The sequence below is a fragment of the Streptomyces sp. NPDC026672 genome (assembly GCF_040638185.1).
In the GTDB taxonomy this organism is placed as follows: Bacteria; Actinomycetota; Actinomycetes; order Streptomycetales; family Streptomycetaceae; genus Streptomyces.
Genome location: NZ_JBEZXS010000007.1, coordinates 16,270 through 42,030 on the forward strand (window position 1 = coordinate 16,270; position 25,761 = coordinate 42,030).

The following is a 25,761-nucleotide window of genomic DNA, read 5'->3' on the forward strand; positions in this document are numbered from 1 at the left end:
CGCCTCGACCACGTCGGACGGGCGCGGCGTCACCTCGGCGCCCGAGGGCCGGCGGTGTCACCCCGGCGTCAGGCGAGCCGTGGTGTCACCTCGGTGGCGATCCACTCCATGGCCTCCTCGACGTGCTCGGCCGCGACGGGCAGCCACAGGGTGCAGGCGGTGAGCCCCGCCTCGGCGAGCCGCCCGAGGTCGTCGGCCACGCTCACGGCCGTGGGCGCGGCGCCGCCGAGCGGTCGTCCGGGTGGTGCGACCGCCGCGGGGACACCGGGCGGAGTGAGGAACGCGGCCGAGGCGAGCGTCATGCGGTCGGCGTGCTCCGCGTCGGCGAGGTCACGCAGGCGGCGTCGGACGTCGGTGACCTCCGAGGCGTCGGCGCCGGTGCCGTACCAGCCGTCGCCGAAGCGCAGCGCACGGCGCAGCGCGGCGTCGCTGTGGCCGCCGACCCACACGGGCGGGCCGCCAGCGGTCACCGGAGGAACACCGAGGCGCGCGGCGCGCAGGGTCGTGAACGGCCCGTCGAAGTCCGCGGGCCGCCGGGTCCAGAGGGCCTTGGCGGCGGCGAGGTGGTCGTCGGTGCGTGCGCCGCGTTCACGGGCGGGCACACCGACGGCGGCGAACTCGTCCGGATTCCAGCCGGTGCCGACGCCCAGGATCAGCCGGCCGCCGGAAACGACGTCCAGGGTGGCCGCCTGGTTGGCGAGCACCAGGGCCGGGTAGTACGGCGCGACGAGTACGGACGTCAGCAGCCGCAGGCGCGTTGTGGCCCCCGCGACGGCCGACAGCAGGACGAGGGGGTCGGTGTCGAGGCCGAATCCGCTGTCCAGAAGGCGGTTGCCGACGGCGACATGGTCGAAGCCCAGATCCTCGGCGTGACGCGCGGCGCGGAGCACACCGGCTCCGTCGTCGAGCGGCCAGCCCGGTTGCAGGGAGACGCCGAGACGTAACGGGGACACGGGGTTTCCTTTCGATCGCGGTCCGGTGGCGACACGACGGTCACCGACCGCCCTGTCGTCACCCCCAACTCCCGCACCGCCCCCGTTGTTTCGTCCCCGGCCCGAGGAGGCGCCGAGGCACCGCGCCAGGGTCACCGCCGGCGCCGCCGGACGCGCTCGCCTCTGGCGCGTTTGCTGCTCGTCTCCGGCGTCCCTCAGGGAAAGACTCGTCCCTGAGGAGACCCCATGCTGCGCATTCATTTCACCTCCGACGACCTGCAACGCATCCGTCTGACACGGCAACCGGAGCCCATGTGGGAAGTGGTGTGCAGTCTGTGCCGACTGCAAAGCCGGGAAGGGGCCGTCTTCTTCGGCGAATGGCGGCGGAGATCGGCCGCGGCCCTCGCGCGGCCACGCCACGAGCACGCGCGCGCCGTGCTGAGACCGCTGGTGCCGCTCGGACCGTACATCCCGGACTTCCTCACTCCGGCCGAGTCCGAGGTGGAACCGGGCGGCGCGATCGAGTCGGTGCTGGGCACCTCCCCGCACTGTTTGCGCCATGATCTGTCGGTGCTCGGCGGCCACGGCACCCTGCCCGGCTGGACCTCGCAACTGGCCGACGGGCGGCCTAGGACGCTGGATCACCTCGGCGCGGCGCTGCACGCCTACTTCGACAGCGTCCTCGCTCCCGTGTGGCAGGGGCTGTGCGAGCAGGTCGACGCCGATGTCCAGCTGCGCATAAGACAGTTGGTCGACGGCGGGAGCGAGGCGCTTCTCCTCGGGCTGCCGACGACACGCTGGGAGCCACCCGTTCTGCACCTGCCGTATCCCGCCGACCGGGACCTGCGGCTCGCCGGGCGGGGACTCAGACTGGTGCCGTCGTACTTCTGCTGGCGGCGTGTCCTCACGCTCGTCGACCAGACGCTCGCGCCGACCCTCGTGTACCCGGTGGAGAAGCACGCCGGCGCGCTGATCCCGCCGTCCGCCGCCGACCGGGGCGCCCCGACGCTGCCCGCGCTGCTCGGAAGGACCAGGGCCTCGCTGCTCGCCTCGCTGACCCTGCGCGTCGGCCTGTCCACCTCGGAACTGGCGCACGGCGTCGGTGTCTCCCTGCCGTCCGCCAGCCAGCAGATCGCCGTTCTGCGCTCGGCGGGCCTGGTGACCAGTCGGCGCGACGGCAAGCGCGTCCTGCACACCGCCACCAGACTGGGCTGCGAACTCGTCTCCCGGACCGGGCCGTTCGGGGACTGAGCCGTCGAACGGCGGGAAGCACCGCCGAGTCGTACCGGAGCATGCGGAGTACCGGACCATTCGGCTGTCGCCTAAACGTCTTGCCGGGGTCGTAGCGCGTGGAAAACCTGGGGCTGCGCGGGAGAACTGTCCCGCGCGGAACCGGAGTTCCATCGTGAGACAAGGTGATCGTCCATGCGTAAACGTTTGGCGGGCATCCTGGCAGCCACCGCGGCCGTGGTCCTCGCGGGCGTCGTACCCACCGCGGCCCGTGCTCAGGACCGGACCGCGTGCTCATCGTCGGACTACGCCACGGGGGTCTGTCTCGCGTTCGCCGTCACGGGGACCGAGAAGCCGGAAACGGGGGCCGTCCGGGCGGCCGTCCGACGCGGGGACCTGAAGCAGGCCCGCGCCTACGTCCAGCAGCGCGCGAAGAACCACCACGACAGCACCCAGGACACGCTCCGGGCGCTGGTCGCGCCGGGCGCCGAGCCGTCCGGCGACAGCATCCTCAACGACCCGGAGAACGACGGCGTCGGCACCATCACCAGCCGCTGGACCTGGGTCATGGACCAGCCCGTCATCTTCGGCTACTGCGACCCGCAGGGCTGCACCCGACGGGACACCCTGGACGCCCACTACGCCCTCAACATCTTCTTCTCGGGCGAGACGACCCTGGACGGGGAACTCTCCACCCGGGGCGGGGCTACGTTCTCGATCAACAACCACGACTGCACCCTGTACGCCGATCTCAACTGGCAGACCGATCCCAACCTCGCGGACTGGCGGATGTGCGACACCGCGTACGGAGTGAGCCGCTACACGATCCTCCCCGGCAACGTCACGCAGATGCGCCGGAACGAGTGGAACTACCTCGCGATAGGTCTGCGTTTCACACCCACCGGCAGCGACCGTGCCTTCGCTTTCAACTGGGAGTCCCGGCGCTGGTACGTTGACGGCGGTGGCTCCCAGGAGTTCCGCCAGTACACGGGATGACGCACGCGGGACGCACTCGACCCATGGGAAAACGATGCCGGACCACACCCAGGCCGCCGCGGAGCGGCTGGACGTCCTCGAAGGACTGCTCACGGCCATCGAGCGCAGGCACGAACTGATCGACCTGCTGTCGGCGTGCGCATCCGTCGACACGGCCGTGCGCGAGGTCGTCGACACCTTCGGCGTCACGGAACCGGCCGCGCGCGTCGTCCTGGACACGCAGTTCCGGCGGCTGCTGCCCCAGCAGGTGGAGGGCCTGCGCGCCGAAGCGGCCGAACTCCGGGCCGCACTGGGGCGGTAGCCGGCGCTCCCGTCGCCCCGGCCGGGGGATCATCGGACAGGTGGCCGAAAGACCACCTGCGGCGAAGTCGCGGGGGAACCGATGATTCTGACGGGTGCATCAACGCCCACAGGAGGCAGCTGCCGTGCCTCGAAGGGTCTGCGCGCGTACGGGGTGGAACATGCCGCGTTGGAAGGAACTGCCGAGTCCGCTCGACGACCGGGTGCGCCAACTGGTGGTCCAACTGCGCAGATTGAAGGACCACACGGGTCTGAGCCTGTCGTCCCTGCAGTCCAAGACGGGCTACAGCCGTTCCTCCTGGGAGCGTTACCTCAACGGCAGGGCACTGCCGCCGCGCCGGGCGGTGGAGGAACTGGCACGGGCGGGCGGGGTCGACCCCACGCGGCTGCTGGTCCTGCGCGACATGGCCGAGGAGTCCTGGCGGCAGGAGACCGGCACGGCGGAGGGGGACAGGACAGGGCGGGAACGACGGCCGGCGCGGTCTCCCTGGCTCACGGCTCCTTCGCCTACAGGCCCGGCAAGACGTACCCCTGCACGGTCGAGCGCAACGGCGGACGGCTCTACGCGGGCTACAGCACCACCCGCACCGCGGTGCTCTCCCAGCCCGGGTGGGACGTCGTGGAGGCCCAGTGCCTGCTGCGGCACCGGGGCTTCGACCCGGGCGGCATCGACGGCGTCTACGGCCGGAACACCACACGCGCCGCCAAGCGCTTCCAGGAGAAGGCCGGTCTGCCCCCCGACGGCATCGTGGGCCCGCACACCTGGCAGGCGCTGCGGAAATGACGGACCCCGCGCCGTCCGCCGCCGGTCCCGCCTGCGCCCGGCTGGCGGAGGGGCTGCGCGAACTCAGGAAGCGAACGGGCCTGAGCATGGCCGCGCTGGCCGGGCGCACCCCGTACAGCAAGTCCTCCTGGGAGCGTTATCTCAACGGGAAGCAACTCGCCCCCCGGCGGGCCGTCGAGGCGCTGTGCGCGATGGCGGACGAACCCGCCGGGCGCCTGATGGCGTGGTGGGAGCTGGCGGACCAGGAGTGGAGCGGACGGGCCCTGAGAACCGCGCCTCCCGCGCCTCCCGCGGACGCCGACGGACGGCTCGGTGGTGGGCGGCTCAGCGACGGGCGGCGCGGTGGCGGGACGCCGAGCGGGTCGTCCGGCGGACGGGGCCCCGGTCGTCGGAGGCGGGCGCTCGTCGCGGCCGTCTGCGTGCTCGCCCTCGCCGCCGCGCTGTGGGCCCTGATCCCGACGACCCGCACCGGCGACGCCACGAAGAGGGCCGCCGTGCCGTCCGCCCGGTCCGCTCCCGCGTGCCGGAGCGGGGCGTGCTCGGGGAGGGACCCGGAGACGATGGGCTGTGCGATGCCCGGCCAGGTCAGGGACGTCGGCACACGGCGCCGCGCCTCCACCGGAGCCCTGCTGGCCTTCAGGTTCAGCACCCGGTGCCACGCCGCGTGGGCACTGCTGTGGAACACGCACGTCGGAGACGCCCTCGAAGTCTCCGTCCCCGGCGGCGGAGCACAGCGGATCACGGTGACCGACCGGTACGACGCGGAGAGCTCCCTCGTCACGCCCATGATCGACGGGAGCGACCTCAGCGGCCTCCGCGCGTGCTTCGAACCGTCGGGCAGCACACACGCGCAGTGCTTCCGTCCCTGACGCGCAACCCCCGACCACGCCGGACGGGCCGCCCTCGACCGTCTGCTCACCCTGAACGAGCAGGGCTGCACCCAGTACCGCAGGACCGCCACGGCCGCTCTGGCCCGGGCCCATCGCATCATCGACGAGCGCAAGGCACCGGAAGGCCGCTGATCCCGGGGGGCGGCTCCCGCGCCGGGACACGGCGAGGGGCCGCCCTCCTGGAGAGCGGCCCCCTGGTGCGTGGTGACGTGCCGGTCCGGACCTACTGGACCGTGACCTTGAAGGTGCTGGTGCGGTTGCGGATGTCCTCGGCGTTGCCGCTCATCCGCAGGTTGCGGAAGATCGCCTCGCCGACCGCCGGGCCCTGGCCGGGTTCCGGCAACTCGTTGGCCCAGATGCCGAATCCGGACTTGGCGTCGAACGCGTCCCCGCTCTTCCTGGAGTTGGTGATGGAGATGTCGGTGAAGATCGTGTCCTTCACCGGGAACTGCGGCTGGCCGCCGACGTAGTTGGTCTGGAACATCACGCCCCCGTAGGTGGAGTCGTCGATGTCGACGTCGTTGACCCGGATGCCCTGGAAGACCTTGGACGCGGAGAACGCCCAGATGGCCGGGAAGACTTGCGAGCCCCAGAAGTGGCCGCCCGTCCGTTCCAGGGAGACGTTCTCGATCGTCGTGGGCTCGGTCCCGAAGCCGTTCATCGGGTAGCCGAAGTCCAGCGAGGAGATCGTGATGCCGGAGTAGACCAGGGTGTCGGCGACACGGATGTTGCGGAAGGTGTTGTCGTAGCCGCCGTAGACGGCGATGCCGGCCGCCCGCCACGTCAGCGTCGACGTCAGGTTCTCGTACAGGTTGTTCTTCTCGTCGGCCCCGCCCGCGTCGATCGCCGAGAAGAGCGCGAAGCTGTCGTCACCCGTGGCGCGGGCGTCGTTGTTGACGACGTGGTTGTCCGTGGAGCCGTTCGTCATGTTGATGCCGTCGGCGAACATGTCCCGGATGCGGGAGTTCTTGATGGTCATGTTGTCGGTGTTGGCGCCCCAGTACAGGCACACCATGTGCTCGACCCAGATGTCGTCGATGGTGATGTCGGAGACGTTCGAGAAGTCGAACACCTTGCCCGGCCCGTCGATCCTGGACGTGTAGTTGCCGAAGTAGGCGAAGCCCGCGAACGAGGAGCCCTTGGCGCTCGCCTCGGCCCGGAAGCCCACGTCGGTGTTCTCCTGCGAGGACGGCGCGTGGAAGCGGGTGAACCAGGGCCCCGCCCCGACGACCTTGACCGCCTTGCCGTAGACCTGGAACTTGCTGGAGGTCTCGTAGTCGCCGGCGGGCAGGTAGACGCCGATCAGCTTGCCCGTCGTGTCCATCCGGACCTTGTCGAGGGCGTTCTGCACGTCCTGGTGCGCGAAGCCGGTCGGGACCGCGTAGGCGGCCGGGTCCGGGTTCGCGGCGGCCGTCGCCTGCTCGGTGTTGACGAAGTCGATGGCGTAGGTGGACGTGTTGGCCGCGTCCTTCTGGAGCCGGATCTTCGAACCGGCCGGAACGGTCCTGCCGAGCAGCACGTTCGCCTCGTCGTAGATGTGCCGCGGGGCCCCGGCGCCGGGCGAGTTGCCGGGTGCGGTCTCGTTGCCGTACAGCCAGGCGTACTTGGACGTGAGGTCGATCGGCTTGAGGAACTGGCCGTCCACGTAGACGTTGAGTGTCGTGGTGGTGCCGTCGGGGATCGAGAAGCGGGTCACGAGGGTGTTGGTCGCCGCCCGGGTGGTCCACTCGACGTACTGGCCGTTCCCGTTGAGGGTCACGGCCCTGCGGCCGCTGGCCTCGCCCGCGACGTCACCGATGGTCCGGTTCGGACCGACCACCCTGGCGCCGCCACCGACCGTGCCGTCCTCGGCCTCGTACATGTCGTACGGCATGTCCGCGCCGCGCCCCACGAACAGGGCCTGCGTCGTGGTGTTGTTGGCCCGCTTGACCGGTACCTCGTTGGCGTCGTCGGCGATGACCGTCCTGACGGTGTACTTGCCGTTGGCGGCCGTCCAGGAGCCGAGGGAGACCGGGGCGGTGGTCTGCCCCGCCGCGATGGTGCCGTTGTAGGAGCCGGTGAGCGTCTTCACGGTGGCGCCCTGGGCGTTCAGGACCGTCAGGGTCACTCCGTGGGCGCCGGAGGCCGAGTCCGTCGTCCCCTGGTTCTTGATCGCGACGGTGAACCGCACCTCGTCACCGGCCGAGGCGCTGGACGGGGTCCAGGCGACCGGCGCGGCGACCAGGTCGGAGCTGGAGACGGGCCTGACGACCAGGGCGTCGGAGCGGGTGAAGACGTTGTTCGCCTCGTTCTGCTCGATGACCTTGTTCGACGGGTCCACCTGGGCGCCGACCGGGTAACTGCCCGCGTCCCGGGTGCCGATGCCCGCCGTGACGGTCCTGGACTCGCCGGCCGCGAGAGCCGGGACGTCCGCGGTGGCCGCCTTCGTGCCGCCCAGCGTGAAGTTCAGGTCGGTCGCCTTGGCCGGCCTGCTGCCGCCGTTGGTGACGGTGGCGGTGAGGCTGATGGCGTCCGACTCGACCGGGGAGGCGGGCGAGTTGGTGATGCCGGTGACCTTGAGGTCCGGGTTGGCGGCCGGGGTGCCGATGATCTCGACCTCGGCCACCTGCGCGCCCGGGGCGCCGGTGTTCCTGGTGAACTTGAGCTGGATGTCGGCGGCGGCGCCGGAGACCGGGATGGTCACGGAGTTGCCGCTCGCGGGGGAGAAGGAGTAGTCCTTCGCCGCCACCAGGCTCGTGAAGGCCGTGGCGTCCTGGTCACGGCCGAGCACCTGGATGTTCTGGGTGCGCGCGGACCAGGCGGCGTCCGGATTGAGCTTGACGACGACCTGGCTGAGGTCGGCGTTGGCGCCGAGCGCGGTGGTGAGGGTGGCCGGGTAGGCGCCGCCCCCGCTCTCCCAGTAGGTGCCGGTCTGGCCGTCGTTGGCGTTGGCGGCGACGTACGTGAAGGTGTACGAGGACGCCTCGATGGGCTTGCCCTGGGCGAGGTTGGAGCCCGGACCGGTCGGTGAACCGGGTCGGGTGACGCTGTTGCTCGCCACGGACACGTTTCCGGCGGCGTCCTTCGCCTTCACGTAGTACGTGACGGTGGCCGCCGCCGACGGGGTGTCGGTGTAGGTCGTGACGTCACCCGCCACGGACCCGAGGAGCTGGTCGTTGGCGTAGACGTCGTAGCCGGTGACCTTGACGTTGTCGGCCGACGCCTGCCAGGTCAGCTTCACGTCGCCGCCGGACTGCGTGTAGGCGAGGCTGCCCGGCGCGGTGGGTGCCTGGGTGTCGCCGCCCGCACCCCTGCGGGTCACGCTGTTGCTGTTCGCGGAGACGTTGCCCGCGGCGTCCTTGGCCCGGACGAAGTAGGTGATGTCGCTGCCGGCCGGCTGGGTGTCGGTGTACGTCAGGACGTTCCCGGCGACGGTCGCCCGCAGCTGTCCGTTGGCGTAGACGTCGTAGCCGGTGACACCCGTGTTGTCACTGGCCGCGTTCCAGGTCAGCCTGATCTGCCCGGTGGCCGGCTCGGTGTAGGCGAGGTTCGAGGGCGCGGTGGGCGCCTGGGTGTCGCCGGTCGCCGGACCGTACACCTCCAGCTCCGACAACTGCCCCGCGGGCCAGCCGGTGTTGGCGGTGATGAGGGCGCGCACGTACCGCGTGGTGGTGGTGTCGAACGTGATGTCCTGCGACTGGTCGTTGCCGCTGTCGAAGGTGTACGCCTTCGACGCCGTCAGATCCGTGAAGTTCCGGTTGTCGGTCGACCCCTGGACCTTCAGGGTCTGGCTGCGGCTCGGCCATCCGCTGGGCAGCCGCAGGCTCACCTGGTTGACCTGGACCGACGAGCCGAGGTCGACCTGGACCCACTGCGGGAAGGCGTTGTTCGTGCTCTCCCAGTAGGTCGAGCGGTTGCCGTCACCGGCGTTGGCCGCGCCGTAGACGTCGGCGTGTCCGCTCTCGCTGAAGGGCTTGCCCTGGGCGAGGTTGGGCGTCGCGGCGGCGGCGGTCGTCAGGACCTTCATCTCGGCGAGCTGCGCGGTGGCGGCGACCGAGTTGCCGCTGAAGTCGGCCCGGACGTAGCGGGCGAGGGTCGCGGGGAAGGAGATCTTCACCGTGTTGCCGTTGCCGGGGCTGAAGACGTACTGCGCCGACGACTTGAGCGTGGCGAAGCTCTTGCCGTCGGCGCTGCCCTGGAGGGCCAGCGTCTGCTTGCGGGTCTGCCACTGCTCGGGCAGCCGCAGCACGACCTGGCGGACGCGCTGGGTGCGACCGAGGTCGGTCTGGACCCACTGGGCCGACGACTTCGCGGCCTGCCAGTAGGTCTCGGCGTCACCGTCGGTGACGGCGGCGGCCGGGTGGGCGCCGAGGGCGCTGCCGGCCCTGGCCGCGCCGTCCGCGGCGGCGTCTGGGCCGCCGGCGGCGTGCGCGCCGAGGGCGGGCAGCCCCAGGACCATGACGGTGGAGGCCAGCGCGGCCGTGGCTGCGCGCCGTCTCCACCAGTTCGGTTTGTGTCGGGTCATGCGGGGTCACTCCCTGCAGAGGTTCGCGCGCCGGAGGGGCGGCGGGGGCGGCTCGTTCCTGGGCGGAGCGGTGGCGCGATTCGACAGAGCGGCAGGAGCTGTCCGGGGGCGCACATCATGTACCTGACAGTGCGCAGGTTCTTGCAGTGTTTCATCGCAATATTGCAGAGGCTTGTGGATTCGTCTACGGCAGGGACGGTGCAAGTTCCACGGATCTCACCGTGACTCGATCCCGGATGCGTTGTCCCTGCCGCTTTCCCGCCGATTCAGGCCCGTGAACTGGGAAGTGCAAGAACTTGCAATGTGCGTAAGATTTTGCGCTTCCTGGACGTCAGAATGAACGCGGACTTGCGCGCCGCTCGAAGCGTGCGCGGGCGGCGTCGTGGGCGTCGCGCAGGAGCGCCAGGACCGTGTCCGTCGTCCGCGCGCCGGGATCGACGACGCAGATCCAGCCGAGGGCGCCGTACACCGGGTGCGGCAGCACCGTGTCGGTGACCGCGAAGTCGCGGGGGCGGCCGAGGGCGCGCGGCTCCTCGCCGGTGAGTTCCCGGAACGTCGCGCGGCCGACACGGACGTTCACCCGCCAGCGGTCCGGAGGGTCGAGGTCGGACGCGGTGTCGTCGGGGTAGTCCTTGGTGACGATCGTCCCGTACGGCTGCACGTCGCGCGGCACCCGGCCGTCGGGGGCGTAGTAGAAGAACGCGTCTCCCCACGCCAACTCCGGGAAATCGCCGCCCGGTTCGGGTACGAGCACCAGCGCGCCGGTGAAGCCGCGCACGGTCGTGATGATCTGTTCCATACTCATGGTTCAAGCATCACCTTCAAGTGCTTGTGTGGGGTTGGCGAGGGAGGGGCCGGTGAACGACGCAGCACAGGAGCGGCTCAGGACGGTCGACGTCGCAAGGGAGTCGGGGTACTCGCCCCAACAGGTGCGCGACCTGGAGCGGTTGGGCGTCATTCCCCCGGCCGCTCGGTCGGGCAACGGCTACCGGTCCTACTCACCGGTTCACGTGCGGGCCCTCCGCGCTTACCGAGGGCTCGCGGGTGCCGTCGGCCCCGTCGTCGCCCGGCAGTTGCTCACGGAACTGCGAACGGCGACGCTCGCGGAGGCCGCCTCGGCGGTCAACGCGGTCCATGTCCGGCTCGCGCGGGAACGGGACGAGGCCCTGCGCGCCCGACAGGCCCTGGACGCGATCAGGGCCGAGGCGGACAGGGCCGAGGCGGACAGGGCCGAGGCGGACAGGGCCGAGGCGGACAGGGCCGAAGCCGGCGGGGCCGGGTCCGGGACTGTGGGTGACGGGCCGGAGGGTGACAGTGACGTGGGGGAGGGCGACGCCATGACGATCACGGAGCTCGCCGGGGCGCTCGGTGTGCGGCCCTCGACCCTGCGGTTCTGGGAGCAGGAGGGGCTTCTCGCTCCCGAGCGGGTGACGTCGCTGCGGGCACGTCGCTACGGCCTTCCGGCGATCAGGACGGCCAGGATCGTCGCGGCCCTCCGCGGCTCGGGGCACGGCATCCCGGCCGTGCGGGAGATCGTCGACTCCCTGGGCCGCTTCGACGGCGTGGAGGAGACCGAGCGCGTGCTGCGGCAGCGCCTCGACGGGATCGCCGTACGCACCGTGGCGCTGCTGCGGGCGGGCGCCGACCTGGCGGCCGTGGTCACATACGCCGGAGAACACCACGTCCGGGCCGGCGACCGCACGGCCGCCGACCCGGACGTCACCGAGTGCCCGGGCCGCCCTACTGCGTGACCAGGCCGTAGACGGAGAGCTCGCTGACCGCCATCTGGCCTCCCGTCTGACCGCCGCCGTCCGGCCGGTCGACGAAGACCCGCACGTACCGCGCCTTCACCGGTGCGTCGAGCTGGACGCCGGTGATGCCTCCGGCGGAGTCGGTGTGCCGTGCGACCGTGTTCCAGCTCGCGCCGTCCGTCGAGACGTCGACGTGGAAGTCGGTGGCGAACTTGTCGTCGGGCTGGAGCAGGGTGATCAGGTCGACCGACTTCGCCCTTCCGAGGTCGATCTGCTGTATCCAGCGGTACCGTCCGGTCGCCTGCGCCCATGTCGACGGATTCCCGTCGGTGGCGTAGGAGGGCAGGGAGCCCGGCTGCATGTCGGCCTGCGTCCGGTCGATGAACAGCGCCTGGGCGGGCGCGCCGAGCGCCAGGTTCGCCTCGCCACGGACCGGTGCGTAGGCGCCCACTTCACTGATGGCCATCTGGTCGCCGCGCTGGCCCCAGTCGTCCGGCTTGTCGGCCACGATGCGGAGGTACCGCGCCTCGACCGGTGAGGAGAACACCACGGGGACGGTTCCCCAGCCGCTGCCGTGGACGGCTCCGGCGGTGGTCCAGGTCTGTCCGTCGGTGGAGACGTCCGTGTGGAAGTCGGTGGCGAAGTGGGGCTTCGGCATTCCCACGGTGACGGTGCCGAGCGTGCGCGACGCGCCCAGGTCGACGACGAGCTGCCAGCGGAACTGCCCGCTCGCCTGGACCCAGGTGCCGAAGGAGCCGTCGGTCGCGTCGGCCAACTGCGTTCCCGGCTGGAGAGCGGCGGTGCTGCCGTCCAGGAACTGCGCCTGCGCGGGCCTGCCCGCCGCGAGGTTCGTCGGCGTCACGCCGGCCTCGGGGGCGGCCAGGTGCGCGTACCGCGGCTCGAGTCCCGCGTGGGCGACGATGTCCGCGGGCACGCCGGTGCCGTCGGCGGCGACCCGGGTGTTGTCGAGCGTGAGGTCGTCGGGTGCCCCGCAGGCCCAGTTCGGGGTGGTGTCCTCGACGTAGTTGCCCGTGAAGGAGAAGTGCCCGTACGGGAGGTCGGCCTCCTTGCAACCGCCCATGGAGTACGTCGCGTTGCCGAACATGGCGTTGCCGGTCATGGTGACGTACTCGCTGCCGCCGTCGGTGTAGACGGCGTGGCCGCCCTGGCCGCCGTTGCGTACGACGTTGCCCTTGATCAGCAGGCCGTTCGCGAGGGAGTCGCCCTCCTTGCCGAGGACGTAGATGCCGCCGCCGTCGAAGCGCTGCTGCATGGCGTCGAAGACCAGGTTGTCGAGGATCTTGTTCCCGGAGGTCCTGGTGTCGGTGCGGCCCCAGCCCCAGTTGGAGCTGATCCCGCTGTAGGGGACGTCGTTGATCTGGTTGTGCTCGATCACGTCGTCCCGGGTGTATCCCTGGAACACACCGACGCCGCCCGTGTACTCCACCGCGATGTCGTGTATCCAGTTGTCGGCGACGGTGTTGCGGGCCGGCAGGACCGAGAGGTCCGCCGGTGTCGCGTCCTCCCCGTTGCCGATCTCCAGGCCGTTGCCGGAGATGTCGGTGAACACGTTGCCGCGGAGCGTCGAGCCGAGGACGTTGCGGCCGAGTTGCAGCCCGGCCGCCCCCAGGTGCTGGAACGTGGAGTCCGTGATCGTCAGGTCCCGCGTGTGGTCGAAGACGACGTTGCCCGGCGTCATCGTCCAGTTCCCGTAGGGGCAGGTACCGGGGTCGGTGGTGGAGAAGCGGTCGCAGGAACCCTGCTTCTCCCACGCGTCGTCACCCGTGAGGCGCATGTTGGCCTGGACCTCGGAGAAGCCGTTCGGTCCGTCGGGCTCGGTCCAGCCGCCGTACTCGAAGGAGATGCCCCTGAACGCCAGTCCCGCCAGCGGGCGTTGTGTCGTGCCGGTGCCGGAGACCAGGGTCTGCAGACGGGGGATCTCCACGTCGGCGTTCTTCAGGTCCTGCCCTGCGCGGGGCAGGTAGTAGACGGTGTGCGCCGACCGGTCGAGGTACCACTCGCCGGGGTCGTCCAGCAGTTCCCTCGCGTTCTCGACCGCGTCGGGCAGATTGGCGTTGACGCCGTAGCCCTTCTTGGTCGAGTTGTCGAAGCACGGCTGGTCCATGGTGACGGTGGTGCCCGACACCGACGCGACGCCGCAACTCATCTCGGTCCAGCCGACGTTGTAGACGAACTGGACGTCGGAGACGTTCTTCCAGCCGGCCAGGGTCGTGTCCGAGGTGGTGTAGCCGGTGGTCGTGCGCGTGAACCGGGTCGGGCTCGCCCCCTGGGCGCGTGTCGCCCGCACGCCGTCGACGTAGAGCTGGCGGGTGTCGGTGCCGGCCGGCACGGTGGCCTGCCAGACCCCTCCCGCTCCCTGCTTCCAGCCGCTGACGCGCCGCCCGCCGCTGAGCACGGGATGCGCTCCGGGCGCCGCCTCGTAGGTGACGGTGTGGTCGCTTCCTCCGCCGTCGCCCCGCGCCGCGTCGAAGGCCAGGGTGTGGTCGAGACGGTACGTCCCGTCGGCCAGGACCACGTGGATGTCGTGCTGCCCGGCCCGCGTGGTGGCCCGGACCGTGTCCTGAGCCGTGGTGAGCGAGCAGGGCTCCTGGGCCGAGCAGGCGTGTCCCCGGCCGTCCGGGGACACGGCGAGGGTGATCGCCGGGGCGTCGTGGAGCGCGGGCGTCGCGGACGCCCAGCCGCCGGACAGGAAGCCGGAGAGCAGGACGAGGGTACTGCCCACGCCCAGGTGGAGGACTCGACGCCGCGAGCGGTGTCTGTGCGCGTGTGTCACTGGTGAGGTCCTTCGCTTCGCCATGGGAAACCGCTGCCGTCATGTGCTCGGCAGCGGTGGAAGGCTGCGTCATCCGCGAGTGGGGAGAGCGGCGGCGGGCCGTGAGCGCGGTCCTGTGGACACCAGGGTCGCTCCTTACCCGTCCGATGAGTCCGACTCATTCGCGCCGTCACTATGACAGTCGCGCCCCGCGCATGGGAAGAGTCGGGTCAATGCCAGTTCGAACGCGGTCCCATGGAGTGAAGAAGCGTCATGTACCAGGTGGTTACGTCGGATTCCCTTCCGTGACCCCACCCTCCCCTTCTCGAATGAACCTGACTCATCAACACCGACCGTCGATGAGCTGCCCGTATCCCCCGGCGGGGGAGGTCACCTCGCGGTCGACGCGGCGAGGTCGAGGGCGATGTCGGTGAGCAGGTCCTCCTGGCCGCCCACCATGCCGCGGCGGCCCGCCTCCACGAGCACGTCGCGCGTGTCGAGACCGTGGCGGGCCGCGGCGGTCTCGGCGTGCCGCAGGAAACTGGAGTACACGCCCGCGTAGCCGAGGCTCAGCGTCTCGCGGTCGACGCGGACCTCACGGTCCTGCAACGGCCGTACGAGATCGTCGGCCGCGTCCATGAGCGGGAACAGCTCGCAGCCGTGCTCCCAGCCCATCAGGTCGGCCACCGCGACGAACGCCTCCAGCGGGCAGTTGCCCGCCCCGGCGCCGTGCCCCGCCAGCGAGGCGTCCACACGGACGGCGCCGCTCTCCACGGCGACGACGCTGTTGGCCACACCGAGCGCGAGGTTGTGGTGGGCGTGGATGCCGACCTCGGTGGCCGGGTCGAGGACGTCGCGGTAGGCGTGGACACGGTCGCGGACCCCGTCCATCGTCAGCCGGCCGCCGGAGTCGGTGACGTAGACGCAGTGCGCGCCGTAGGACTCCATCAGCTTCGCCTGCCGCGCGAGTTCGGCCGGCTCCACCCGGTGCGACATCATCAGGAACCCCGCCACGTCCATGCCCAGTTCCCGCGCCGCGGCGATGTGCTGGGCGGCGACGTCGGCCTCGGTGCAGTGGGTGGCGATCCGCACCGAACCGATGCCCAGGCGGTGCGCCTGCCGCAGGTCCCTCAGCGTACCGATGCCGGGCAGCAGCAGGGTCGTCGGCACGGCCCGCGCGGTGGCGCCGCAGACCGCCTCGATCCACTCCCAGTCGGTGTGCGCGCCGACCCCGTAGGTGACGGACGAGCCGGACAGCCCGTCCCCGTGGGAGACCTCGATCGCCGCGACCCCGGCCGCGTCCAGGGCCGCCGCGATCACGCGGGCCTGTTCGACGGTGCAGCGGTGCCGGACGGCGTGCATGCCGTCCCTGAGCGTCACGTCCTGGACGTACACACTGGTCATCGGGGGGAGTCCTCCTGTGCGTGGTGGAGGGCGATGCGCTCGGCCGTGCGCAGGGCCGCGGACGTCATGATGTCGAGGTTCCCGGCGTAGGCGGGCAGATAGTGCGCCGCCCCCTCGACCTCCAGGAACACGGTCACCTTCACCGGGGCGCCGGTCACACGGTCCGGCAGCAGGGCGCGCAGCGGATCGTCGCCGGTGACGGTGTCGAACTGCACCTTCTGCTTGAGCCGGTACCCGGGCACGTACGCCTGGACCCTGCCGACCATCGACTCGACCGACGCCGTGATCGCCTCCGGGTCCGCGTCCGAGACCAGGCAGTGGACCGTGTCGCGCATGATCGGCGGGGGATCCGCCGGATTGAGGACGATGATCGCCTTGCCCCGTGCGGCGCCGCCCACCGTCTCGATCGCGGCGGCCGTCGTCTCGGTGAACTCGTCGATGTTGGCGCGGGTGCCGGGACCGGCGGAGCGGGACGAGATCGACGCGACGATCTCGCCGTAGTGCACGGGGGTGACCGCGCCGACCGCCGCCACGATCGGGATGGTGGCCTGGCCTCCGCAGGTGACCATGTTGACGTTGGGCGAGCCGAGGTGCTCGTCCAGGTTCACCGGCGGGACGACGTACGGGCCCACCGCCGCGGGCGTCAGGTCGACGACCGTCCGGCCCAGGCCGCGCAGCACCTCGTCGTGACGGCGGTGCGCCCCGGCGGAGGTCGCGTCGAAGACGTACCGCACGTCGGCGAACTCGTCCATGGCCACCAGGCCGTCCACGCCCCGGTGGGTGGTGGCCACCTTCAGCCGGCGTGCCCGGGCCAGTCCGTCGGAGTCCGGGTCGATGCCGGCCATCGCCGTGATCTCCAGGTGCTCCGACAACCGCAGAATCTTGATCATCAGATCGGTTCCGATGTTGCCGGAACCGATCACGGCCACCTTGACGCGGTCACTCATCCGCTGCTCCCTCCTCGGTGGATTCCTGGGCGAAGACGACGCTCACGGGCCCCAACCCGCAGAGCGAGGCGGCGAACACGTCACCCGGCGCGGCCACGGCCATCGGACCCAGCGCGCCCGTCAGGACGATGTCCCCGGCGCACAGCGGATCACCCAGCCGGGCCAGGGTGCGGGCCAGCCACACGGCGGCGTCGAGCGGACTCCCCAGACAGTCCGCGCCGCTTCCCTCGGAGACCACGTCGCCGTTGCGGAACATGGTCATCCGGACGGTCCGCGGATCGACCTGGCCCAGGGGCACACGGGCCTCCCCGAGGACGAACAGTCCCGAGGACGCGTTGTCCGCGACGGTGTCCACGAGGGTGATGTCCCAGTCCGCGACCCGGCTGTCCACGATCTCCAGGGCAGGGACGGCGAACTCCGTCGCCGCCACCATGTCCTCGACCGTGCACCCGGCGTCCGGCAGTCCGGCACCGAGGACGAGGGCCACCTCGGCCTCCACCTTCGGCTGGAGCAGCCGGCCGACGGGCACCAGGCCGCCGGGCGGCACCGTCATGTCGTCCAGCAGGGCACCGAAGTCGGGCTGGTCGACGCCGAGTTGACGCTGAACGGCCTGCGAGGTGAGGCCGATCTTGCGGCCCACCAGCTGGCGCCCCGCGGTGACGGCGCGCTCGGTGTTCACCCGCTGCACCGCGTACGCGGCCTCGATGTCACCGGGGGCGAACAGGTCCCGGACGGGTGGGCAGGGACGGCCGGTCCGGGAGGCGGTCGCCAGCAGGTCGGCGGCCTGCCGGACCGCGATCTGCCGACTGGCGGTCGGGGAGACTCCGGCGACCTCGGTCACGGCAGCCTCCCCGTCGGGCGGACGGACGACGACATACGGAACCTCCAGGGGATCGGGGGCCGTCGGGTGTGCGCCCAGGTATAGGCGACTCCGGATCGGGGTGACAAAATCCGTTCCATGTCGCGGAACAACGCCAGCGGAAACATGCTCGACAAGGCGGCCGGAATCCTGGACGTCTTTCACCCCTCGGGGGAGGAGTTCCGACTGACGGAACTCGCCGCACGGGCGGGACTGTCGAAGACCACGGCCTTCCGTCTCGCCGGAGACCTCGTCAGGCTGGGCTTCCTGGAGCGGGTGGGTGAGCACTACCGGCTCGGCGGGCGGCTGTTCGAGCTCGGCTCGCTCGTCCCCCGGCGGCTGGATCTGCGCGAGGCGGCGCTGCCGTTCCTCCAGGACCTCTTCGAGGGCACCCGCCGGACCGTGCACCTCGGCGTCCGGGACGGCGCGGACGTCGTCTACCTGGAGCGCATCCACGGCCACGCCCCGTTCCCGCTGCCGTCGCGCATCGGCGGGCGGCTCCCGCTCACCTGCACCGCGATCGGCAAGGCCCTGCTGGCGTTCTCCGAACCCGAGGTCACCGAGGAACTCCTCGCGGCGCCGCTGCCCAGGCTCACCCGGCACTCGGTCGACGATCCCGTGCGCCTGCGCACCGAGTTGGAGCAGACCCAGGTGTCCGGACTGGCGTACGAGGAGCAGGAGGCGGCGCCGGGCGTGAGCTGCATCGCGGCCCCGGTCTTCGCGGGCGCCACCGCCGTGGCAGCCCTCTCCGTCGCCGTCCCCCGCGAACAGTTCCGCCCGGCGCACCTGGCCCCCGCCGTACGCACCGCGGCCCTCGGCCTGTCCCGTGTCCTGCGCGGGGGCGTCCGTCCGACGTGACACCGCCGCCCCTGAGCGACCACACACTGGGCGAGGGCGAGGGCGAGGGCGAGGGCGGTACGGCCGGGTACGGCGCACGAGGCGTCCGGCCGGGGGAGCGCCGTCGCGGTGTCCCACTCGCGCGCCGCCACCCGCGGGTCGGCGCGGGAGCCGCCCGTCGTCAGGCCGTGCGGCGGTCCGCGCCCCGGGTCCCCGCCTCGCCGTCCGGGGTGCCGCCGCGCTCCGCGCCGGGCGCGGCCCCGCGCAGGCGGTCCATCAGCCCGTCGAACAGGGTGAGTTCGTCCTCGGTGAAGTCGTGGAACAGCTCACGGACGTTCACCCGCTGATACCGGGCCGCCTCGTCCAGCTTCGCGCGGCCGTCGTCCGTGATGCTGGCGAAGGCGACCCTGCGGTCCTTCGGACACGGGACGCGGGCGACGAACCCGGCCGCCTCCAGACGGTCGACCAGCTTGGTGATGCCCCCGCTGGTGAGGGTCGTCTGCACCGCGAGTTCCCCCATGGTGAGCCGTCCCCCCTCGGAACGGGCCAGCCGCAGCAGCACCTCGAACCACGGGTGCGGCAGCGCGCACTGGTCCTGGAGCCGCCGGGCCATCCACCGCTCGGACCGATTGCTGGCCTCGATGAGCCGTCCGAAGGTCGTCAGCAGGGGGTCGTGGATGGGGGACGAGTGGTCGGACCTGCGTGAAGGCATGCGGTGACTGTACCTCCGGGCGATCGGACCAGAACAACCTGACATGGAAATATCTTCATCCCTATTAGTTGACCAGGAAGATACCCCACTCCTAGGTTGGGCGGACAGCGAGCCGCGCGAAGGAGCGGAACCATGCGTATGGCGATCATCGGCAGTGGCAACGTGGGCCGTGCACTGGGACGGGCGGCGGTCCGGGCGGGACACGAGGTGACACTCAGCGCCTCCCGACCGGAACACGCCGCGGAGGCCGCGTCGGAGACGGGGGCCGACGCGGCCGAGGACAACAGAGCGGCGGTGGCGGCCGCGGACGTGATCGTCCTGGCCGTGCCGGGCAACGCGGCCGTCGAGGTCGCGGACGAGATCGCGTCGGCGGTCGCGGGGAAAACCGTGATCGACGCGACCAACCCCCTCAACGGCACGTTCACCGACCTGATCGTCAAGGAGTCCTCGGCCGCCCAGGAGATCCAGCGCCATCTGCCCGGCGCCGCCGTCGTCAAGGCGTTCAACACCGTCTTCGCGGCGCGCCACGGCGACCCGGAGGAGGACGGCGTCCCGCTCGACGCGCTCTACGCGGGAGACGACACCGCCGCCAAGGAGACCGTCGCCGCACTCGCCGAGTCCCTGGGCTACCGTCCCGTCGACGCCGGCGGCCTCCGGATGGCCCGGGCCCTGGAGGAGATGGCCTTCCTCAACATCACGCTCAACGCCCGCGGCAAACTGCCCTGGCGGAGCGGATGGAAACTGCTGGGACCGATCGGCTGAGGGGAACGGCGTGCCGTACGACCCCGATCGGCCGACGCCCCACGACTGCAACACGGTGCTGGGCAAGACCGTGACCCTCCTGGAGTCCTTCACGGCCGAGGACCGTTCCGTCTCGTTCACGGAGCTCCGCGCCCGCACCGGATTCCCGAAAGCCACCCTGCACCGCATGCTCACGGACCTGGTCGGCGTCCATCTGATCGACAGAACACCGCAGGGCGGATATCGCCTCGGCCGGCAGCTCTTCCAACTCGGAATGCGCGTCTCCACGGAACGCAGACTTCTCGAAGTGGCCATTCCCTTCATGGAAGACCTGTACGAGCGCACGCACGAAACCGTGCACCTGGGGATCGTCGACCACATGGAAGTCGTGTACGTCGCGAAGATCGGCGGACACCGCCAGGCCCTCGCACCCTCACGCGTAGGCGGCCGAATGCCGCTGTACTGCACCGCCATCGGCAAAGCGCTGCTGGCCCACTCGCCGTCCGAGACCCTGGCACGCGTCGTCGGCCGGGGACTCGCCCCCCGCACCCACCGCACCATCACCTCCGCCCTCGTGCTGCGCCGGCAGCTGGAGCAGGTCCGCGCCACCGGAGTGGCCTTCGAGTACGAGGAGTCGGCGGCCGGAATCGCCTGCGTCGCCGCACCGGTCCTCGACACGCACGAGGGACCCGTCGCGGCGATCAGCGTCGTCGGGTCCCTGCCCGCCTTCCGCCCCGAACGCCACGCGAGAGCCGTCCGCGACGCCGCGACGGGAACGGCCGCCGCGCTGCGCCCCTGCGGCCAAGGTCCGTCCGGCTGCGGAGAATTCGGTTCTGCTGGACGGAACCGGCCGATGGAATCCGATTACCGCGGCACACATACTGACGGTCGTCCGAGCGGTTGAGGAATTGATCCCCTCCTCCGCCTCATCGGGTTATGGGTCGGCCGCGCAACGGAATTCACGTGGGCGCCACGAGAGCCGACACGTCACACGGACGAGAGGGAGGCACCGTGCCCCCGTGCGCAGCGGTCCCGGCGGATTCCACGGCCGCGCAGGTCACCTGGATCCGGAATTTCGTGGACGGAGAATTCTGGCCCCCGGTTCCCGGCGGCGGTTTCGACAAGACGGACCCGGCCACGGGGGAGGTGTTCGCCCATGTGCACGAGGCGGACGCCGCACTGGTCGACCGGGCGGTCCAGGCCGCCCGGCGCGCCCTGGACACCGGCTGGGCCGACAGCCCCGTCCGCGAACGGGTGGCCCTCCTGCGGCGCGTGGCCGACGGCATCGAGCGCCGCTTCGAGGAGTTCGTCGCCGCCGAGGTGCGCGACACCGGCAAACCGGTCACCCAGGCACGCCAACTCGACGTCACCCGCGCGATCCTGAACTTCCGCACCTTCGCGGACGTCATCGCCGCCGCCGGACAGGAGTCGTACCTCACCGAACCGGCCGGCGGCCGGCGTGCCCTCAACTACACCGTGCACCGGCCCCTGGGTGTCGTCGCCGCCATCGTGCCGTGGAACCTCCCGCTGCTCCTGCTCACCTGGAAGGTCGCCCCCGCGCTCGGCTGCGGCAACGCGGTCGTCGTCAAGCCGAGCGAGGAGACCCCCTCCACGGCCTCGCTGCTGGCCGAGGTCATGAACGAGGCCGGTGCCCCGCGCGGCGTCTACAACGTGGTGCACGGCTTCGGGTCCGGATCGGCGGGCCAGCACCTCACCGAACACCCGGGCATCGACGGTGTCACCTTCACCGGCTCGTCCGCCACGGGCGCCCGGGTCATGCGGACCGTCGCCCCGCGCGTCCGCCCGGTCTCCTTCGAACTCGGCGGCAAGAACGCGGCCGTGGTCTTCGACGACGTCGACACCGAGGAGGTCCTCGACGGACTGACCCGCTCCGTGTTCGCGAACACCGGCCAGGTGTGCCTGTGCACCGAGCGCGTCTACGTCCAGCGCGGTGTCTTCGACGAGATCGCCGAGGGCCTGACCCGCCGGGCGCGGGCGCTGCGCCTCGGCGACCCCTGGTCGGAGACGACCACCACGGGACCGCTGATCTCCCAGCGGCACCGGCGCAAGGTCGTCGACTGCTTCGCCCTCGCCGAGGAGGCGGGCGCCGAAGTGCTCACCGGCGGCGGCACCCCCGAGATGGGGCCGCTGTCCCGGGGCTCCTGGATCGAACCGACCCTCTGGACCGGACTGACCAACAAGGACCGGGCCGTCCGGGAGGAGATCTTCGGCCCGGTGGCCGCGCTGATCCCGTTCGACACGGCGGAGGAGGCTATCGCCCTCGCCAACGACACCGAGTACGGTCTCGCCGCCTCCGTCTGGACGAACGACCTCCGGCGCGGACACGACGTCGCCCAGCGCATGCGCGTGGGCATCTCGTGGGTCAACACCTGGTTCACCCGCGAACTGCGCTCCCCCTTCGGCGGTTCGGGCCTGTCGGGCATCGGCCGCGAAGGCGGACTCCACTCGCTGCACTTCTACACCCAGCCCGTGAACGTGTGCGTCCAGCTGTGACCCGGCCCGCCGCGCTCCGCCGCCGACCGCCCCCACCCGCACGACCCACCGAGGAGCCGACCGGGATGACCCTCGCCGACACCGACGTCGACGCGCTCGCCGAGCGCCTCGACGAGGCCGAGCGCCGACGGCGTGACACCGTCAGCATCGCGGCCGCGACCAAACTGTCCGTCGCCGACGCCTACCGCGTCCAGCACACCCTGATCCGCCGCAGGACCGCACGCGGCGAAACCCTCGTCGGCGTGAAACTCGGCTTCACCAGCCGCGCCAAGATGGCCCAGATGGGAGTCTCGGACGTCATCGTCGGACACCTCACCGACACCATGCGCCACGCCGACGGCGACGCCGTCGACCTCACCGCGTTCATCCATCCGCGGATCGAACCGGAGATCGCGTTCCGGCTCGCGGCCGACGTCGACCCCGGCGACCCCGGTACGGACATCGAGTCCCTGGTGGACGCGATGGCACCCGCGCTGGAGATCATCGACTCCCGCTACCAGGCATTCCGCTTCACCTACACGGACGTCATCGCCGACAACACGTCCGCCGCGGCCTTCGTCCTCGGCGCCTGGCAGCCGTACGAGAACCCCGGTGGCCGCGCCGTCCGCCTCGACACCCCCTCCGCCGTCGCCACCGGATCGACCTCGGCCGTCCTCGGCGACCCCCGACGCGCGCTGCACGAACTGGTGACCATGAGCCGGCGCCACGACATCCGGCTCACGGCGGGCAGCGTGATCCTCGCCGGCGCCGCCACGGAGGCGCTGCGCTTCGAGGCGGGCGTCACCCGGTGCGACATCGCCGGCCTGGGACACCTGACGGTACGGGGTGTGGCATGAGCACCGCCCGCGTCATCGCGGCGCTCGCCACCCCCAGGGGCCGCTTCCCGCACGTCAGGACCGCCGGCGACTTCGTCCATGTGTCCGGCACCAGCGCCCGCCGCCCCGACAACACCATCGAGGGCGCCACCGTCGACGAGTTCGGCACCACCACCCTTGACATCCGCGTCCAGACCAGGGCCGTCATCAGGAACGTCGAGGCCGCACTCGCCGCGGTCGGCGCGGAACTCGGTGACCTGGTCCAGGTCACCACCTACCTCGTGTCCATGAACGACTTCGGTGGATACAACGAGGTCTACGCGGAACTGCTCGACGAGACAGGCCCCACCCGCACCACCGTCGCGGTCCACCAACTCCCGCACCCGCACCTGCTGCTGGAGATCCAGGCCGTGGCCCACCGACCCGGACTCTCCCGGCCCCCTGACACCCAGGCCCGCTGACCTTCCCCCGGCCGGGCACCCACCCGACACCCTCACCACGGCACGACCGAGAGGCATCGCCATGACAGCAGGCAGGATCGTCGCGGGCTACCTCGCCCCGCACCCGCCCCACCAGGTCTACGGGGAGAACCCACCACAGAACGAACCGCGTTCCAACGGCGGCTGGGAGCAACTGCGCTGGGCCTACGAGCGGGCCCGCGCCACCCTCGAACAGCACCGCCCCGACGTCCTCCTGGTGCACTCGCCGCACTGGGAGACCCAGGTCGGCCACCACTTCCTCGGCGTGCCCCGGCTCAAGGGCAAGTCGGTCGACCCCATCTTCCCCCATTTGTTCCGCTACCACTTCGACCTCGACGTGGACGTGGAACTGGCGCGCGCCTGCCACGAGGAGGCGCGCGCCATCGGCCTCACCGCCAAGCTCATGACCAACCCGCACTTCCGGGTGGACTACGGCACCATCACCACCCTGCACATGATCCGGCCCCAGTGGGACATCCCCGTGGTCGGCCTCAGCGCCAACAACTCCCCGTACTACCTCAAGACCGAAGAGGGCCTGGAGGAGATGGACCTCCTCGGCAGGGCCACCGCCAAGGCCATCGAACGCACCGGCCGCCGAGCCGTCGTCCTCGCCTCCAACACGCTCTCCCACTTCCACTTCAGCGCGGAGCCGGAGTCGCCGGAGGACATGACCCGGGAGCACCCCAAGAGCAACGACGGCTACCGCTGGGACATGCGGATGATCGACCTCCTGCGCCGCGGCGAGACCGCCGAAGCCGTCGCCCTGCTCCCCGAGTTCATCGACCAGGCCGCGGCCGAGGTCAAGTCCGGCGGCTTCACCTGGATGATGGCCGCCCTCGGCTACCCGGAGATCCCCGCACAGCTGCACGGCTACGGGACCGTCATCGGCACCGGGAACGCGATCATGGAATGGGACATGGAGGCGTCCTCCGTCACCCTCGCGGGAGCTGGTCTGTCATGAGCGCAGAGATCAAGTCCGCCTACCTCGTCCCCGGCAGCCCGCTGCCGCTGCTCCGGCCCGACGCCGCGGCCCTGCGCCCCGTCGTGGAAGGGCTGGACAGGGCCCGCCGCTCGCTGGAGAAGGCGGCCCCCGACACGCTGATCGTGTACTCCACGAGCTGGATGGCCGTGGTGGACCAGATGTGGCTGACCCGGTCCCGGATGCAGGGCCGGTTCGTCGACCACACCTGGCACGAGTTCGGGCACATCGACTGGACACTGGAGGTCGACGTGCCCGTGGCGGAGAGCGCGATCGCCGCCACCGGCGACTTCGGAGTCCGCTCCCGCGGCTGCGACTACGACCAGTTCCCCATCGACGCCGGCACGATCGTGCTGTCCAAGGCGCTCAACGCCGACGCGGCCCGCCCGTTGGTGGTCACCACCAACAACCTGTACCACTCGTGGGAGACCACCAAGCGGCTCGGGGCCGCCGCCGTCGAGGCCGCCGCCCGGCACGGCCGTTCGGTCTCCGTCGTCGGCATCGGTGGACTGTCCGGCTCCCTCCACCGCGAGGGCGTCGACTTCGACCACGACAGCATCGCCTCGCCGGAGGACGACGCCGCCAACCGGTGCCTGGCCGACCTCGTCACCGAGGCGGACGCCGAACGGGTCGAGGCGTACATTCCCGAGTACGCCGCGGTGGCCCGCGCGGACATGGGGATGAAGCATCTCGCCTTCGTCCTCGGCGCGTTGGGCGGGAAGTACAGCGGTGCCGACGTCCTCGGCTACGGACCGCTGTGCGGCTCTGGCGGCGCGGTCGTCGAGTTCACGCCCTGACGGCGGGGCTACGAGCGGGGGCCGCCGGTTTCGGAAGGGGAGGGGTGCTTCCGAAACCGGCGGCCCCTCCCCGCTCGCGGGCACGGGCGCGCGGGTCACACCTCGTGCGCGACACCCTCCGAGATGTGACAGTGCGCCACCTTCCACCCGTCGCCGAGACGGACAAGCACGAACGTCAACCGCACGTCCAGGAAGCCGTCTTCGAGCATGTCCACCCGGCCCGTCCCCGTGAGCCAGGCGACGTCCCGATGCGTCCAGCCCTCCAGCCTCAGGTCCGACACCTCGCGCGGCGGATACTCGGCCAGATGCCCGAGGAGGTCGGCCAGGGTGAGCCCCGGGTCCGGTCCCGACGCGACCGTGTGGACGGCCGAACCGGCGGGGGTGTACGACGCCTGCTCGACGTAGGGGACGTCACGGGCGTGCGCCCGCGTGATCCACTGCCGCGCACAGGCGATGACGTCTTCGGATGCCTTGTCCATGGGCACCGATGCTAGGCCGGGGCCGCCACGCCGCCCGG

General features: G+C 71.2%; 23 protein-coding genes and 1 pseudogene. 15 read left to right on the forward strand and 9 right to left on the reverse strand.

Annotation, left to right across the window (positions count from 1 at the left end; genetic code table 11):
• Positions 1-68: 68 nt before the first annotated feature.
• Positions 69-953: a TIGR03619 family F420-dependent LLM class oxidoreductase gene (locus AB0F77_RS09970; protein WP_361944356.1), complete on the reverse strand. Its 885-nt coding sequence runs from the start codon at positions 951-953 to the stop codon at positions 69-71.
• A gap of 225 nt (positions 954-1,178) precedes the next feature.
• Here AB0F77_RS09970 and AB0F77_RS09975 point away from each other — a divergent pair, with 225 nt between their 5' ends.
• The 6 genes and pseudogenes from AB0F77_RS09975 to AB0F77_RS10000 all read left to right on the forward strand — a co-directional run bounded on the left by AB0F77_RS09975 (position 1,179) and on the right by AB0F77_RS10000 (position 5,111).
• Positions 1,179-2,183, forward strand: a complete 1,005-nt coding sequence (locus AB0F77_RS09975; protein WP_361944359.1) for a winged helix-turn-helix domain-containing protein — start codon at positions 1,179-1,181, stop codon at positions 2,181-2,183.
• Between the two features lie 174 nt (positions 2,184-2,357).
• A complete protein-coding gene (locus AB0F77_RS09980; RefSeq protein WP_361944362.1) occupies positions 2,358-3,158 on the forward strand; it encodes a hypothetical protein in 801 nt (266 codons plus the stop codon).
• A gap of 34 nt (positions 3,159-3,192) precedes the next feature.
• The gene (locus AB0F77_RS09985; RefSeq protein ID WP_361944365.1) at positions 3,193-3,459 is read left to right on the forward strand and encodes a hypothetical protein; all 267 of its coding nucleotides are present in this window, start codon (positions 3,193-3,195) and stop codon (positions 3,457-3,459) included.
• A gap of 160 nt (positions 3,460-3,619) precedes the next feature.
• A pseudogene (locus AB0F77_RS09990) lies at positions 3,620-3,784 on the forward strand (helix-turn-helix transcriptional regulator); the annotation flags it as partial.
• 266 nt (positions 3,785-4,050) lie between these two features.
• Entirely contained in the window at positions 4,051-4,242 is a 192-nt protein-coding gene (locus AB0F77_RS09995) for a peptidoglycan-binding domain-containing protein (RefSeq protein ID WP_361944368.1), read from the forward strand.
• The gene (locus tag AB0F77_RS10000) at positions 4,239-5,111 is read left to right on the forward strand and encodes a DUF2690 domain-containing protein (protein ID WP_361944371.1); all 873 of its coding nucleotides are present in this window, start codon (positions 4,239-4,241) and stop codon (positions 5,109-5,111) included. Before AB0F77_RS09995 ends, AB0F77_RS10000 begins: the two co-directional genes overlap by 4 nt.
• 244 nt (positions 5,112-5,355) lie before the next feature.
• Here AB0F77_RS10000 and AB0F77_RS10005 read toward each other — a convergent pair whose 3' ends face one another.
• Together AB0F77_RS10005 and AB0F77_RS10010 are read right to left on the reverse strand one after the other, a co-directional pair.
• Entirely contained in the window at positions 5,356-9,636 is a 4,281-nt protein-coding gene (locus AB0F77_RS10005) for a discoidin domain-containing protein (RefSeq protein WP_361944374.1), read from the reverse strand.
• Between the two features lie 331 nt (positions 9,637-9,967).
• Complete coding sequence (locus AB0F77_RS10010; RefSeq protein WP_361945097.1) at positions 9,968-10,435, reverse strand: DUF6194 family protein; 468 nt, start codon at positions 10,433-10,435, stop codon at positions 9,968-9,970.
• A gap of 58 nt (positions 10,436-10,493) precedes the next feature.
• Between AB0F77_RS10010 and AB0F77_RS10015 the strand changes: the two genes are divergently transcribed.
• Positions 10,494-11,387, forward strand: coding sequence for a MerR family transcriptional regulator (locus AB0F77_RS10015; RefSeq protein ID WP_361944376.1), 894 nt, complete (start codon positions 10,494-10,496; stop codon positions 11,385-11,387).
• On the opposite strand, the gene AB0F77_RS10020 is transcribed toward AB0F77_RS10015, so the two are convergent.
• The 4 genes from AB0F77_RS10020 to AB0F77_RS10035 all read right to left on the reverse strand — a co-directional run bounded on the left by AB0F77_RS10020 (position 11,377) and on the right by AB0F77_RS10035 (position 17,352).
• Positions 11,377-14,130, reverse strand: coding sequence for a discoidin domain-containing protein (locus tag AB0F77_RS10020; protein WP_361944379.1), 2,754 nt, complete (start codon positions 14,128-14,130; stop codon positions 11,377-11,379). The genes AB0F77_RS10015 and AB0F77_RS10020 overlap by 11 nt on opposite strands.
• Positions 14,131-14,550: 420 nt before the next feature.
• Positions 14,551-15,564 (reverse strand): 4-hydroxy-2-oxovalerate aldolase, encoded by a 1,014-nt coding sequence (gene dmpG, locus AB0F77_RS10025; RefSeq protein WP_361944381.1) that lies wholly within the window; start codon positions 15,562-15,564, stop codon positions 14,551-14,553.
• Positions 15,561-16,511, reverse strand: a complete 951-nt coding sequence (locus AB0F77_RS10030) for an acetaldehyde dehydrogenase (acetylating) (protein WP_361944384.1) — start codon at positions 16,509-16,511, stop codon at positions 15,561-15,563. Before AB0F77_RS10030 ends, dmpG begins: the two co-directional genes overlap by 4 nt.
• Entirely contained in the window at positions 16,504-17,352 is an 849-nt protein-coding gene (locus AB0F77_RS10035) for a fumarylacetoacetate hydrolase family protein (RefSeq protein ID WP_361944387.1), read from the reverse strand. The genes AB0F77_RS10030 and AB0F77_RS10035 overlap by 8 nt, the downstream gene beginning before the upstream one ends.
• Before the next feature lie 144 nt (positions 17,353-17,496).
• Here AB0F77_RS10035 and AB0F77_RS10040 point away from each other — a divergent pair, with 144 nt between their 5' ends.
• Positions 17,497-18,228, forward strand: coding sequence for an IclR family transcriptional regulator (locus tag AB0F77_RS10040; RefSeq protein WP_361945100.1), 732 nt, complete (start codon positions 17,497-17,499; stop codon positions 18,226-18,228).
• 160 nt (positions 18,229-18,388) lie between these two features.
• Here AB0F77_RS10040 and AB0F77_RS10045 read toward each other — a convergent pair whose 3' ends face one another.
• Complete coding sequence (locus AB0F77_RS10045) at positions 18,389-18,919, reverse strand: MarR family transcriptional regulator (protein WP_361944390.1); 531 nt, start codon at positions 18,917-18,919, stop codon at positions 18,389-18,391.
• Positions 18,920-19,015: 96 nt separating this feature from the next.
• Here AB0F77_RS10045 and AB0F77_RS10050 point away from each other — a divergent pair, with 96 nt between their 5' ends.
• The 7 genes from AB0F77_RS10050 to AB0F77_RS10080 all read left to right on the forward strand — a co-directional run bounded on the left by AB0F77_RS10050 (position 19,016) and on the right by AB0F77_RS10080 (position 25,244).
• Positions 19,016-19,681 carry an NAD(P)-binding domain-containing protein gene (locus AB0F77_RS10050; protein WP_361944393.1) on the forward strand — a complete coding sequence of 222 codons (666 nt, stop codon included), beginning with the start codon at positions 19,016-19,018 and terminating at the stop codon, positions 19,679-19,681.
• Between the two features lie 10 nt (positions 19,682-19,691).
• Positions 19,692-20,564 carry an IclR family transcriptional regulator gene (locus AB0F77_RS10055; protein ID WP_361944396.1) on the forward strand — a complete coding sequence of 291 codons (873 nt, stop codon included), beginning with the start codon at positions 19,692-19,694 and terminating at the stop codon, positions 20,562-20,564.
• A 107-nt stretch (positions 20,565-20,671) separates the two neighbouring features.
• Positions 20,672-22,174 (forward strand): 2-hydroxymuconic semialdehyde dehydrogenase, encoded by a 1,503-nt coding sequence (locus tag AB0F77_RS10060; protein ID WP_361944399.1) that lies wholly within the window; start codon positions 20,672-20,674, stop codon positions 22,172-22,174.
• A gap of 65 nt (positions 22,175-22,239) precedes the next feature.
• Positions 22,240-23,010 (forward strand): 4-oxalocrotonate decarboxylase, encoded by a 771-nt coding sequence (locus AB0F77_RS10065; protein ID WP_361944402.1) that lies wholly within the window; start codon positions 22,240-22,242, stop codon positions 23,008-23,010.
• Positions 23,007-23,450 (forward strand): RidA family protein, encoded by a 444-nt coding sequence (locus AB0F77_RS10070; protein WP_361944405.1) that lies wholly within the window; start codon positions 23,007-23,009, stop codon positions 23,448-23,450. Before AB0F77_RS10065 ends, AB0F77_RS10070 begins: the two co-directional genes overlap by 4 nt.
• A 61-nt stretch (positions 23,451-23,511) precedes the next feature.
• Positions 23,512-24,429: a tRNA U-34 5-methylaminomethyl-2-thiouridine biosynthesis protein gene (locus AB0F77_RS10075; protein ID WP_361944408.1), complete on the forward strand. Its 918-nt coding sequence runs from the start codon at positions 23,512-23,514 to the stop codon at positions 24,427-24,429.
• Positions 24,426-25,244 carry a tRNA U-34 5-methylaminomethyl-2-thiouridine biosynthesis protein gene (locus tag AB0F77_RS10080; RefSeq protein ID WP_361944411.1) on the forward strand — a complete coding sequence of 273 codons (819 nt, stop codon included), beginning with the start codon at positions 24,426-24,428 and terminating at the stop codon, positions 25,242-25,244. Before AB0F77_RS10075 ends, AB0F77_RS10080 begins: the two co-directional genes overlap by 4 nt.
• Before the next feature lie 95 nt (positions 25,245-25,339).
• Here the strand turns inward: AB0F77_RS10080 and AB0F77_RS10085 are convergent, their stop codons facing one another.
• A complete protein-coding gene (locus tag AB0F77_RS10085) occupies positions 25,340-25,723 on the reverse strand; it encodes a nuclear transport factor 2 family protein (protein WP_361944414.1) in 384 nt (127 codons plus the stop codon).
• Positions 25,724-25,761: the final 38 nt, after the last annotated feature.